Raw genomic sequence first — 12,248 nt, forward strand, 5'->3', positions numbered from 1 at the left:
TTTGCATGCCTGTCCAACCCGTAGCAGGACCACGGTCTGCCACCGCTCAGCGCATCGGCAGCCGTGCCTCGTCCTTGACCTCTTCCATCACCGCATAGGTCCGCGTCTCGCGCACGCCGGGCAGCTGCCACAGCACGCGGCCTGCAAATGCGCGGTAGGCGTGCATGTCGGCCATGCGGGTCTTGAGCAGGTAGTCAAAGCCGCCGGCCACCATATGGCATTCCATCACCTCGGGATGCACCTGCACGGCGGCTTTGAATTCATCGAAGACATTGGGTGTGGTGCGGTCCAGCAGCACTTCCACAAACACCAGCATGCCCACGCCCAGCTTCTGGGGGTTCAGCCGGGCTTCGTAGCCCAGGATGAACTTCTCGCGCGTCAGGCGCTGCACACGGGCCAGCACGGCAGTGGGCGACAGGGCCACGCGTTCGGCCAATTTCAGGTTGGAGATGCGGCCATCGTCCTGCAGGATGGCAAGAATGCGCCGGTCGATGCGGTCCAGGCCGCTGTCCTGCTGCAGGCCTTCATCGGCATCGCTTGGTGAATTGTTCGTTGCGTCTGTCATTTTTCAGAATTTTATTCGTCACATTTTCGGAAATCATCGCGCAATTCATTAACCATCCAGTTCTCTGGGAGCCTTCCATGTCCAGCCCCCTGCCTGCCGGCGCTGTTTCTGCCATGACCACCGTCGATGCGGTTCGCCATTTTGCGACCGGTCCGGCCCCTGCCACGCCTTTGCGTGCTGCCATCACTGCCGCCTGCCGCATTCCCGAGCCCCAGGCCGTGGCCCCGCTGCTGGAGCAGGCCCGTCTGCCCGCCGCCACCGCCCAGGCGGTGCAGGACATGGCGCTACAGCTGGCCCAGCAGCTGCGCGCACGCAAGGCCGGCAGCGGCAAAAGCGGGCTGGTGCAGGGTTTGCTGCAGGAATTCTCCCTCTCCAGCCAGGAAGGCATTGCACTGATGTGCCTGGCCGAAGCGCTGCTGCGCATTCCCGACAGCGCCACCCGCGATGCCCTGATCCGCGACAAGATCCGCGACGGCGACTGGCAAAGCCACCTGGGCAAAAGCCCCTCGCTGTTCGTCAATGCCGCGGCCTGGGGCCTGCTGTTGACGGGCAAGCTGGTCGCCACGCACAGCGAAGGCAGCCTGGGCACGGCACTGGCCAAGCTCACCTCCAAGGGCGGCGAGCCCCTGGTGCGCAAAGGCGTGGACATGGCCATGCGCATGATGGGCGAGCAGTTTGTGACCGGCGAGACCATTGGCGAGGCACTGAACAACGCCCGCCGCCTGGAAGCGCAGGGCTTTCGCTATTCCTATGACATGCTGGGCGAAGCCGCACTGACCGAGGACGATGCAGCGCGCTATATGCAGTCCTACGTGGATGCCATCCACGCCATCGGCAAGGCATCGGCCGGGCGCGGCATCTATGAAGGGCCGGGCATCTCCATCAAGCTCAGCGCCCTGCATCCGCGCTACAGCCGCGCACAGTACGCCCGTGTGATGGCCGAGCTGCTGCCACGCGTGCTGCAGCTGGCCGAACTGGCCCGCCAGTACGACATCGGCATGAACATCGATGCGGAAGAGGCCGACCGCCTGGAGATTTCCCTCGACCTGCTGGAGGCCCTGTGCCTGGCCCCGTCGCTGGCAGGCTGGAACGGCCTGGGCTTTGTCATTCAGGCCTACCAGAAGCGCTGCCCGTTCGTGATCGACCATGTGGTTGACCTGGCACGCCGCACCGGCCACCGGCTGATGGTCCGCCTGGTCAAGGGCGCCTACTGGGACAGCGAGATCAAGCGCGCCCAGATCGACGGCCTGACCGACTACCCGGTCTACACCCGCAAGGTGCACACCGATGTGTCCTACCTGGCATGCGCACGCAAGCTGCTGGCGGCACCGGACGCGGTCTACCCCCAGTTCGCCACCCACAACGCGCAGACCCTGGCCAGCATCTACCAGATGGCCGAACCCGCCAGCTACCAGCGCGGTCAGTATGAATTCCAGTGCCTGCACGGCATGGGCGAATCGCTGTACGAACAGGTGGTGGGCCCGCTGGGTCGCCCCTGCCGCATCTACGCCCCGGTCGGCACACACGAAACGCTGCTGGCCTACCTGGTGCGCCGCCTGCTGGAAAACGGCGCCAACAGCTCGTTCGTACACCGCATTGCCGACCCCCTGCTGTCGCTGCACGAACTGGCGGTTTCCCCCGTCACCGTCGTGGACCAATCCGCCATCCACGAAGGCAGCGTGGGCGCACACCACCCGCGCATTCCCCTGCCCGGCCAGCTCTACGGCCCGCAACGCGCCAATTCGCGGGGCCTGGATCTGAGCAGCGACACCGTGCTGCCCGAACTGCAAGCCGCCATGGAGCAGGCACTGGGCGCCAGCTGGCATGCCCAGCCGCTGCTGGCCCCGCCTGCCGATACGGCGCCGTCCGCCTCCCAAGGGGCCGACGCCGCGCCCCTGCCCGTGGCCGTGCGCAACCCGGCCGACCACGGCGACCCGCTGGGTACGGTGCGTGATGCCACGTTGCCGGACGTGGAGCAGGCACTGCAGGCCGCCCATGCCGGCGCCGCCGACTGGGCCCGCACCGCCACCACCGAGCGCGCCCGCCTGCTGCAGGCCTGCGCCGACGCCTATGAGGCACAGCTGCCCCAGTTCATCGCCCTGCTGCAGCGCGAGGCCGGCAAGACCTCGGCCAATGCCGTGGCCGAGGTACGCGAGGCCGTGGACTTTCTGCGCTACTACGCCGCCCAGGTCCAGCGTGATTTCTCCAACGCCACCCACATTCCGCTGGGCCCGGTGGTGTGCATCAGCCCCTGGAACTTTCCGCTGGCCATCTTCACCGGCCAGATTGCAGCAGCCCTGGCCGCAGGCAACACCGTGCTGGCCAAACCGGCCGAACAGACCCCGCTGGTCGCCCACCTGGCCACGCAGCTGATGCTGCAATCCGGCATCCCTGCGCCAGCGCTGCAACTGCTGCCCGGCGCCGGCGAGAGCGTGGGCGCCACCCTGGTGGCGGATGCCCGCGTGCAAGGCGTGCTGTTCACCGGCTCCACCGAGGTGGCGCGCCTGCTGCAGCGCAGCGTGGCCCGGCGCCTGCGCACGGACGGCCAACCGGTGGTGCTGATTGCCGAAACCGGCGGCCAGAACGCCATGATCGTAGACTCCTCCGCGCTGGTCGAGCAGGTGGTGGGGGATGTGCTGAGCAGCGCCTTTGACAGTGCCGGCCAGCGCTGCTCGGCCCTGCGCGTGCTGTGCGTCCAGGAAGACGCTGCCCCCCGCGTGCTGGAAATGCTGCGCGGTGCCATGCAGGAGCTGGCCAGCGGCAACCCCGCCGCGCTGTGCACCGATGTGGGCCCGGTGATCGACGCCGAAGCGCAGGCCGGCATCCGCCAGCATATTGCCGCCATGCAGGCCAAGGGCCACCGCACCACGCAGGCACCGCTGTCGCCGGCGGTGGATGACAACGGCACGTTCGTGGCACCCACGCTGATCGAGATTGACGCCATCAGCGAGCTGCAGCGCGAAGTCTTCGGTCCCGTGCTGCATGTACTGCGCTACCGCCGTGACCGGCTGCCCCAGTTGCTGGACCAGATAGCCGCCACCGGCTATGGCCTGACCCAGGGCCTGCACACCCGCATCGACGAAACCGTGGAGGCTGTGCTGGCGCGCGCCCATGCCGGCAATCTGTATGTGAACCGCAATATGGTGGGTGCCGTGGTGGGCGTGCAGCCCTTTGGCGGCGAAGGCCTGTCGGGCACGGGCCCCAAGGCCGGTGGCCCGCTGTACCTGCTGCGCCTGCTGGCCCGCCACCCCGGCCGTCTGCGCCCCCTGCTGGAGCGCGCCTGCAGCCCGGCCATCGACAGCGTCCAGCAGCCCGAAGCCCTGCATGCCCTGTCCCGCTGGTCGGCCTTGCAGCCGGCATTGGAAGCCGTGCACGCCTACGGCCAGGAACTGCCCGCGCAATCGCCAGCAGGCCTGCGCTATGCCCTGCCCGGCTCCACCGGTGAACGCAACACCTACCAGCTGCTGCCGCGTGCCCAGGTGCTCTGCCAGGCCGACAGCGACATCGCCCTGCTGCGCCAGCTGGCCGCGGTGCTGGCAGTGGACAGCCAGGCACTGTGGAGCAGCCAGCATGCGCTGCTGCACAGCCGCCTGCCAGAAGCCGTGCAGACCCGCGTGCAACTGGTGGACGACAGCGCCCTGGCCCAGACCGAAGTGGATGTGGTCTTGCACCAAGGCAGCAGCGCCAGCCTGCAAAGCCTGCTGCAGGGCCTGGCCCAGCGCAGCGGACCGCTGGTGGGCTGCTGCCACCTGGCCGACGCCACGGCGCCGGTACCGCTGGAACGCCTGCTACTGGAGCGCGCTGTCAGCGTGAACACCGCCGCCGCCGGCGGCAATGCCAGCCTGATGACCATGGCGTAACCGGCATTCCCCGCCCCTTTGCGCTCGGGCGCCTTCCAAGGTGCACAGCGCGAGGGGCCAAGCCCCCTATACGGCCCGGACGCGCCCCGGTGCCACAGGGCGGCTCCTGGGTGGCCGCAGGCGCTGCCCGCCCAGGCCGCACCGATAATGCGCCGGCAGTTTCACGCCCCCTGCATTGGCGCAGCGCATATTGCACACCGCGCTCACGCCAAACTGACGGTTTGCTTAACTCAGCACGGTTTGTTGCTTTTCATCAGAGATTTTTCATTACCCTGACATATAGAAATTCTATGGGAAGAAATCGGTTAATATTCAGGCTCCAAATCGCAGTGTGCAATATTCATGGGATTCCGAGAGGGGGGAGAGTCCGATTGGTAGACCGTGCAGGCCCTGCGGTTTGGAACCTATGCGAGAACGAGCTTGGATGGCCATCACCAAGCTTATTCAAAGCGAGTTCAACTTCAATCAGTTTCTTTTTTAAAAGCCTGCAGTTTGCGCTGCAGGCTTTATTTTTTGGCACGCCGCTTTCACGCATCTGCCGCGCTCCGGTTCGTATTTTTTCGTTTACAGAACGGTGAAGTGCAAGGTGTTTCCAGTCCTGCACACTTTCTGCGCCACCAAAATCTGCTGCAGTGCAATAGAAGGCGCACGCAAAATGCCTGCGCAACCGCCTGTCTGCAGGCCCCATGCAAAAAAGCCTTGCCTTCCTTTCGGAAGAACAAGGCATCAACCCCTACGAACGCGATGTGGGAGCGGGCAGGCTCAACCTGCCTGCCAGCAGGGCCGTGCCACTGCTGCCGCCTGCTGTGCCATGGCCCGCACCCCCCATTGCCGGGCGGTGACCAGCAACAGCTGGCGCACCTGCTCCTGCGGCGCCTTGCCGCGCGGGGCGAGATTGCTCTTCAAATATGGCTGGTAGGCAGGCTGTGCTTGCATGGCAGGCTCCTTGGTTGAGTGCAGCAGGGTGACGTGCGCCGCCCCGCCGCGTGGTGCTTACTTCTTGGTGTAGATCTGATCGAAGCTGCCGCCATCCACAAAGTGCTTGCCGGCATTGGACCAGCCGCCAAAGGCCTGGTCGATGGTGAACAGATCCAGCTTCGGGAACTGGGCGGCGTATTTGGCCCGCGCCTTTTCCGAGGTGGGACGGTAGTAGTTCTTGCCGGCGATGTCCTGGCCTTCGTCCGAGTACAGGTACTTCAGGTACTCCTCGGCCACGGCGCGGGTGCCCTTCTTGTCGGCGTTCTTGTCCACCACGGAGACGGTGGGTTCAGCCACGATGCTGACGGAAGGCACCACGATCTGGAACTTCTCTGCACCGAACTCCTTGAGCACCAGGAAAGCTTCGTTTTCCCAGGCCAGCAGCACATCGCCCACATTGCGCTGGGCAAAGGTGATGGTGGAGCCACGCGCGCCGGTGTCCAGCACGGGCACATTGCCGTAGACCTTCTTCACATAGTCCTTGGCGCCGGCTTCGCCGCCGAACTTGCGCTTGCCGTATTCCCAGGCGGCCAGGTAGTTCCACTGGGCGCCCGCCGACGTCTTGGGGTTGGGGGTGATCACCGACACGCCGGGCTTGATCAGGTCATCCCAGTCCTTGATGCCCTTGGGGTTGCCCTTCTTGACCAGGAAGATGATGGTCGAGGTGTAAGGCGCCGAGTTGTGCGGCAGGCGCTTTTGCCAGTCGGCCGCCACCAGGCCGCCGTGCTTGACCAGGGCATCCACGTCCGGCGCCAGGCCCAGGGTCACCACGTCGGCATCCAGGCCGTCGATCACCGAGCGGGCCTGCTTGCCCGATCCGCCGTGCGACTGCTTGATCGTCACATCCTGACCGGCCTTGGCCTTCCAGTACTTGGCGAAGGCCTGGTTGTATTGCACATACAGCTCGCGCGTCGGGTCGTAGGAGACATTCAGCAGCGTCACCTGCTGCTGGGCCAGTGCGGGGAGAGCCGGCAGAGCGCCGAGGGTCAAGCCGGTCAAAAGGCTGGCAAGCAGGGGAAACTTGATAAAGTGGCGGCGATTTGTCATTGAGGGTCTCGGTGATTCTGGTTGCGTTGTCAAACGGCTTCTCGCTCCGTTGCTGTGCATTCTGGAATGCCACCCTCAAAACTGAAACCAATAAGATTTCAGTTTGTTATTACCAAAACATCCGTAGACAGGATTTCCCCCATGGCACGTACCGTTCACTGCATCAAGCTCGGCCAAGACGCTGAAGGCCTGGACTTTCCGCCCTACCCCGGCGAGCTGGGCAAGCGCATTTTCGAAAGCGTGAGCAAGCAAGCCTGGGCCGACTGGCTCAAGCACCAGACCATGCTGGTCAACGAAAACCGCCTGAACCTGGCCGATGCCCGCGCCCGCCAATACCTGGCCCGCCAGATGGAAAACCACTTCTTCGGTGCCGGCGCCGATGCCGCAGCCGGCTTTGTGCCGCCCCCCAGCGCGCAGTAATTGCAGCGTACCCACGCAGTGCTGTGGGCACTGCGTGAAGACCCGCCCCAGCGCGCCAGTCCCTGGGGCTTTCTTTTGCCCGCAGCCCGCAAGCTGCCTCCCCCGCACCAACGCCCTTGCAGCCCCTGCGCTGCGCAAAAGCGCCTAGAATCGCCGCTTTCTGCGGGAGAGCGAGGCAGCTGTACAGCCGGCCTCCGCCGAAGGCGCAAACTCCCATAATCGCTCAGGCCGACGTACCGCAGCAAAGATTCGCCAACTGGAGAGCAGCCCGTGCCACCCGGCCCGGCTCACCGAAGGGGCAAGTGCCGCCGCACCGGGCTGCGCGCACGCAACTCTCAGGTACAAAGGACAGCGGGAGAGGCGCACCAGGCCATGGACAGCATCCATGCCTGGTTTTTTCACGTATGGGTCCGCCATGCTTCCATCTGTTTCCCTGCTGGAATCGTTCCAGCTGTCCAACCTCACCGTCATGCTGGTGATCTACCTGATCGCCATCACGGCCGAAGCCATGTCCGGCGCACTGGCGGCAGGCCGCCGCAACATGGACATCTTTGGTGTGGTGGTGATCGCCTTCGTCACGGCACTGGGTGGCGGCACCATCCGCGACATGGTGCTGGGCCACTACCCCATTGGCTGGACGCAGCACCCCGAATACGTGTACCTGGTGATTTCCGCCGGCCTGCTGACCACGGTGGTGGCACGCTACATGATCCACCTCAAGCAGGTGTTCCTGCTGCTGGACGCCATGGGCCTGATCGCCTTCTCGCTGATCGGCTGCAATGTGGCGCTGGAGCTGGGCTACCCCGGCGTGGTGGTGGTGATGGCCGGTATGATCACCGGCATCAGCGGCGGCATTCTGCGCGACGTGCTGTGCAACCAGGTGCCGGTGGTCTTCCGCCGCGAGCTGTATGCCAGCGTGTCCCTGGCCGTCTGCCTGCTGTTCCTGGGCCTGCGCGCGCTGGATGTCGGCCCCAACATCAGCACCCTGGTGTGCTTTGCAGGCGGGCTGCTGTTCCGACTGGCGGCCATCCGCTTTCACTGGCGGCTGCCCACGTTTTCCTACCAGCAACGCTGGGACTGAGCGGATCCCTGTGGCACGGCGGCCGCCCTGCCCGGCAGGCCCTGGGCCGTATCGGCCCGGGCGCGCCCTCGTCCCACTCCTCTGAACCTTGTCCTGCCCCATGTCCGAACCGATTGCCTGGCTGCCCGATGGCACTCCTTACAGCCCCCGTTTTGAGGACCGCTACCACAGCGAACTCGGGGGACTGAACCAGGCGCGCCAGGTGTTTCTGGCAGGCTGTGGCCTGCCAGCGGCCTGGGCCGACCAGGCACAGTGGCGCGTGCTGGAGACCGGCTTTGGCATGGGCCTGAACTTTCTGGTGACCTGGGCTGCCTGGAAGGCCGATCCGCAGCGCCCGCGCATGCTGCATTTCACCTCGGTCGAGGCCTACCCGGTCAGCGCCGCCGACCTGCTGCGCGCTGCCCCCACCGATCCCCTGCTGCGCCCGCTGGCCGAACAGCTGGCCGCGCGCTTTCACGGCCTGCTGCCCGGTGTGCACCGCCTGGGCTTTGAAGACGGCCGCGTGCAGCTGACGCTGTGGATTGGCGATGCCCAGGCCATGCTGCGCCAGCAGACCACGGTGGCCGACAGCATCTACCTGGACGGGTTCAGCCCCAGCGCCAACCCCGGCATCTGGGATGCCCACACCCTCAAGGCCCTGGCCCGCCACTGCCGACGCGGCACGCAGCTGGCCACCTGGACCATTGCGCGCGCGGTGCGCGACCAGTTGGCGCAATGCGGCTTTGAAGTGCGCAAGGTGCCTGGCGTGCCCCCCAAGCGCGACAACCTGCAGGCCTGCTTCAACCCGGCCTGGGAACCGCGCGTGCGCGCCCAGGCCGGCCCATCCCCGGTGGCCCAAGCCGGCACCGCCCTGGTGGTGGGTGCCGGCCTGGCCGGCAGTGCCGCCGCCCACAGCCTGGCGCTGCGCGGCTGGCAGGTGCAGGTGCTGGTGGCCGGTGACGGCCCGGCGGACGGCGCCTCCGGCCTGCCTGCCGGTCTGTTCTGCCCCCATGTATCGCCCGACGACAGCGTGCTCTCGCGCCTGTCACGCAATGGGGTGCGCCAGACGCTGCAGCGCCTGCGCGACCTGTGCCAGGAAGGCACGGACTGGTGCCACAGCGGCGTGCTGGAGCATTGCACCGACGGCGGCACCGGCCTGCCTCCCAGCTGGGCTGGCGGCCCCGGTGACGACTGGAGCCACGCCGCCAGTGCCACCCAGCTGTCCCAGGCCGGCCTGCCGCGGGACACGGTGGCCTGCTGGCACCAGCAAGCCGGCTGGGTGCGCCCGGCCCAGCTGGTACAGGCACAGTTGCGTCACCCGCAGATCCGTGTACAGGCGCATGCCGTGGTGGCCCGCCTGCAGCGCAGCGCCGACGGACGCTGGCAGGCGCTGGACGCCGACGGCCGCATCCTGGCCGAGGCCGACCTGGCGGTACTGGCCTGCGGCCCCGCCACGGCAGGGCTGCTGCCACCCCGGCAACCGTGGGCGCTGCAGCCCATCCGCGGGCAGATCAGCTGGGGGCCACACACCGCAGACAACGCCGGCGCCCTGCCGCCCTTCCCGGTCAACGGTAATGGCAATCTGGTCACCCACATTCCGCAGCCGCACGATCCGCAGCACGGGGAAACCTGGGTCATGGGCTCCACCTTCGAGCGCGATGTGACCGTCATGCCCATCTCCGCTGCCGACCAGGCGGCCGCCCACGTGGTGAACCACGGCAAGCTGTCCACACTGCTGCCGGCCACTGGCGCGGCCATGGCCCCCTGGTTTGACCCGCAAGATGCGCGCAGCCGCCCCACCTGGGGCCGGGTGCGGGTGGCCAGCCACGACCGGCTGCCGATTGTGGGACCAGTGGGGCCGGTAGGAACTGCGCACGCAGCGGGCTCTGCCGCCCCGGGCGCAGACTCAGACGCCGCCGGGCAGAACCTGGCGGGCCTGTGGGCGCTTACCGCCCTGGGCGCACGCGGGCTGACGCTGTCCATCCTTTGCGGCGAGCTGCTGGCTGCGCGCCTGCACGGCGAACCACTGCCGCTGGACGCCAAGCTGGCACTGCACCTGGGAACGGAACGGCTGCAGCGGCGCGGCTGAGCCGCACACATCCCAGGACGCCGCTACGGCGTCCTGTGGCAGCGCTCCGGAAATGCCGGAACGCGGATGGTGAGACGGGATGGCGACGGAGCGGAACCACGTTAGCCCGGGCCGCTTTGCACTAGCGCACCAGCGTGCTCTTGCCGAACAGGCTTTCCACCAGATCCACCACCAGTTCGGCCGTCTGGTTGCGAATGTCCAGCGCCGGGTTCAGCTCCACAATGTCCAGCGATGCCAGGCGGCCGGTGTCGGCAATCATTTCCATGCACAGCTGGGCTTCGCGGTAGTTCGGCCCGCCGCGCACGGTGGTGCCGGTGCCGGGGGCGATGTCGGGGTCCAGAAAGTCCACATCAAAGCTCAGGTGCAGGTGCACATCGTCGCCTTCAGGGCCCTCCAGCCCGGCCAGGGCCTGCTGCATCACGGCGCGCATACCCTGCTCGTCGATGGCACGCATGTCGAACACTTCCAGACCCAGGCGCTGGATCATCCGTTTTTCCACTTCGTCCACGCTGCGCAGGCCGATCTGGCAGATGTCTGGCCCCTGCAGCGCAGGTGTGAACCCGGCCATGCCGGCCAGCGGTGCCGGGCCGTGACCGCACAGGCTGGCCACGGGCATGCCGTGCAGATTGCCGGTGGGGCTGATGTCGGGCAGGTTGCAGTCGGCATGGGCATCCAGCCACAGCACGCGCAGGCGCTTGCCCGCCATACGGCAGTGGCGCGCCACAGCGCTGATGGACCCGGTGGCCAGCGTGTGGTCGCCGCCCAGCATGATGGGCATGCGCCCGGCCTGCAGCTGCGCCAGCACGGCGTCGTGCGTGGCCTGGTTCCAGGCCAGGCATTCGGCGTAGTTGCGCAGGCCTTGCGCATCGCGTGCACCGCGCGGATTGGGTGGACCGGCCAGATTGCCGATGTCCTGCACATCCACGCCAAAATGCGCCAAGGCCGGGCCCAGCTGGGCCACGCGCAGAGCATCCGGCCCCATGGCAGCACCCAGGCGCCCCGCGCCCACATCCGTGGGCACGCCAATCAGCGTCACGGCCTGGTGCACCTGCACGGCCAACTCGTCTTTCTGAAGCATTTCCATCCTCACGCCACTTTGTGCCAGGCCGCGCGCTCCACGGAGGGCGGCGTTGCCTGGTGCATATCCTCACCCTGGCGCAGCAGGGCGAACAAATCCTTGGGGTCCGCCAGCGTGGGCACCAGCTCGATGCGCGACAGCAGCCCCGCCTCCCGGCCCATCGCCTGCATGGTGCGCAGGGCGGAATAATCTTCCAGCGCAAAGCCCACGGAATCAAACAGGGTGATCTGGGCCTCCGACACCCGGCCGGGCGCCGCGCCGCTCAGCACCCGCCAGAACTCGGTGACGGCAAAGTCGGCCGGCATCTGCTGCAACTCCCCTTCCTGCCGGGTCTGAGGTTCGTATTCCACAAATACGCTGCTGCGTGCCAGCACCTCGGCATCCAGCTCGGTCTTGCCGGGACAGTCCCCGCCCACGGCGTTGATGTGCATGCCCGGCGCCAGAGCGCCAGCGTCCAGCACCACGGCATTGCGCTTGTCGGCAGTGACGGTGGTGACCACATCGGCGCCCTGCACGGCCGCATGCACGCTGTCCACCACCTGCACATCGACCCCGTACCGGGCCGCAAACGGTGCCAGGTTGCGCTGCAGCTTGGCGCTGGCGGCACGGTCCACATCGAACAGCCGCAGTTCGCGTACTCCCAATTGATCGATAAAGGCCAGGGCCTGGAACTCGCTTTGGGCGCCGTTGCCGATCAATGCCATGCGCCGGCTGCCGGGCCGCGCAAGCTTGCGCGCCACCATGACCGAGGTGGCGGCGGTGCGCAGGGCCGTGGTCAGCGTCAGTTCGCTGACAAAGCGCGGCATGCCGGTGGCCACATCGGCCAGCGCGCCAAAAGCCATCACTGTGGGCAGGCCATGCTGGGTGTTGACGGGGTGGCCGTTGACGTATTTGAAGGCGTAATCGTGCGCATCGGCCACGGGCATGAGTTCGATCACACCCTGCGCGGAATGGGCTGCCGTGCGTGCGGTCTTGTCAAAGTCATTCCAGCGGCCGAAGTCGGCCTCCAGCGCCTGGGTGATGCGGCGCACGCATTCGACCACGCCCACGCGCGCCACCAGGCGGGCGGCATCGGTGGCGCTCAGGAAGTCGGTGTGCACCTGGGCGCTCGGCAGGCGGTGTACAGCGGTCAGTGCAGTCATGGAAATGGC

Annotated in this window: 9 protein-coding genes and 1 riboswitch; of the genes, 4 read left to right on the top strand and 5 right to left on the bottom strand. The window is 66.8% G+C overall.

Annotation, left to right across the window (positions count from 1 at the left end; all coding sequences use genetic code 11):
* Positions 1–46: 46 nt before the first annotated feature.
* Positions 47–565: an Lrp/AsnC ligand binding domain-containing protein gene (locus QM470_RS07205; protein ID WP_280024289.1), complete on the bottom strand. Its 519-nt coding sequence runs from the start codon at positions 563–565 to the stop codon at positions 47–49.
* A gap of 77 nt (positions 566–642) precedes the next feature.
* Between QM470_RS07205 and putA the strand changes: the two genes are divergently transcribed.
* Positions 643–4,425, top strand: a complete 3,783-nt coding sequence (putA, locus tag QM470_RS07210; RefSeq protein WP_502846813.1) for a trifunctional transcriptional regulator/proline dehydrogenase/L-glutamate gamma-semialdehyde dehydrogenase — start codon at positions 643–645, stop codon at positions 4,423–4,425.
* Between the two features lie 762 nt (positions 4,426–5,187).
* On the opposite strand, the gene QM470_RS07215 is transcribed toward putA, so the two are convergent.
* Both QM470_RS07215 and QM470_RS07220 read right to left on the bottom strand, forming a co-directional pair.
* Positions 5,188–5,361, bottom strand: a complete 174-nt coding sequence (locus QM470_RS07215; protein WP_280010641.1) for a hypothetical protein — start codon at positions 5,359–5,361, stop codon at positions 5,188–5,190.
* A gap of 57 nt (positions 5,362–5,418) precedes the next feature.
* On the bottom strand, positions 5,419–6,450 hold the full coding sequence (locus QM470_RS07220; RefSeq protein WP_218333910.1) for a sulfate ABC transporter substrate-binding protein: 1,032 nt from the start codon (positions 6,448–6,450) through the stop codon (positions 5,419–5,421).
* Between the two features lie 141 nt (positions 6,451–6,591).
* Between QM470_RS07220 and QM470_RS07225 the strand changes: the two genes are divergently transcribed.
* From QM470_RS07225 to mnmC, 3 genes are all read left to right on the top strand, one after another.
* Positions 6,592–6,870: an oxidative damage protection protein gene (locus tag QM470_RS07225; protein WP_066535337.1), complete on the top strand. Its 279-nt coding sequence runs from the start codon at positions 6,592–6,594 to the stop codon at positions 6,868–6,870.
* A 153-nt stretch (positions 6,871–7,023) separates the two neighbouring features.
* A riboswitch (glycine riboswitch) is annotated at positions 7,024–7,119 on the top strand.
* A 166-nt stretch (positions 7,120–7,285) separates the two neighbouring features.
* The gene (locus QM470_RS07230) at positions 7,286–7,951 is read left to right on the top strand and encodes a trimeric intracellular cation channel family protein (RefSeq protein WP_066535340.1); all 666 of its coding nucleotides are present in this window, start codon (positions 7,286–7,288) and stop codon (positions 7,949–7,951) included.
* A 100-nt stretch (positions 7,952–8,051) separates the two neighbouring features.
* Positions 8,052–10,019, top strand: a complete 1,968-nt coding sequence (gene mnmC, locus QM470_RS07235) for a bifunctional tRNA (5-methylaminomethyl-2-thiouridine)(34)-methyltransferase MnmC2/FAD-dependent 5-carboxymethylaminomethyl-2-thiouridine(34) oxidoreductase MnmC1 (protein ID WP_283338736.1) — start codon at positions 8,052–8,054, stop codon at positions 10,017–10,019.
* 121 nt (positions 10,020–10,140) lie between these two features.
* Here the strand turns inward: mnmC and rocF are convergent, their stop codons facing one another.
* Positions 10,141–11,097 carry an arginase gene (rocF, locus tag QM470_RS07240; protein WP_283338737.1) on the bottom strand — a complete coding sequence of 319 codons (957 nt, stop codon included), beginning with the start codon at positions 11,095–11,097 and terminating at the stop codon, positions 10,141–10,143.
* An 8-nt stretch (positions 11,098–11,105) separates the two neighbouring features.
* A complete protein-coding gene (ocd, locus tag QM470_RS07245; protein WP_283338738.1) occupies positions 11,106–12,239 on the bottom strand; it encodes an ornithine cyclodeaminase in 1,134 nt (377 codons plus the stop codon).
* Positions 12,240–12,248 lie beyond the last annotated feature (9 nt).

This window comes from Comamonas sp. 17RB, from assembly GCF_030056555.1.
In the GTDB taxonomy this organism is placed as follows: Bacteria; Pseudomonadota; Gammaproteobacteria; order Burkholderiales; family Burkholderiaceae_C; genus Comamonas; species Comamonas terrigena.

Coding starts and splice junctions, on each gene's coding strand:
- QM470_RS07220 (WP_218333910.1), bottom strand. CDS start 6,450: ATGACAAATCGCCGCCACTTTATCAAGTTTCCCCTGCTTGCCAGCCTT.
- QM470_RS07230 (WP_066535340.1), top strand. CDS start 7,286: ATGCTTCCATCTGTTTCCCTGCTGGAATCGTTCCAGCTGTCCAACCTC.
- putA (WP_502846813.1), top strand. CDS start 643: ATGTCCAGCCCCCTGCCTGCCGGCGCTGTTTCTGCCATGACCACCGTC.
- ocd (WP_283338738.1), bottom strand. CDS start 12,239: ATGACTGCACTGACCGCTGTACACCGCCTGCCGAGCGCCCAGGTGCAC.
- mnmC (WP_283338736.1), top strand. CDS start 8,052: ATGTCCGAACCGATTGCCTGGCTGCCCGATGGCACTCCTTACAGCCCC.
- QM470_RS07215 (WP_280010641.1), bottom strand. CDS start 5,361: ATGCAAGCACAGCCTGCCTACCAGCCATATTTGAAGAGCAATCTCGCC.
- QM470_RS07205 (WP_280024289.1), bottom strand. CDS start 565: ATGACAGACGCAACGAACAATTCACCAAGCGATGCCGATGAAGGCCTG.
- QM470_RS07225 (WP_066535337.1), top strand. CDS start 6,592: ATGGCACGTACCGTTCACTGCATCAAGCTCGGCCAAGACGCTGAAGGC.
- rocF (WP_283338737.1), bottom strand. CDS start 11,097: ATGCTTCAGAAAGACGAGTTGGCCGTGCAGGTGCACCAGGCCGTGACG.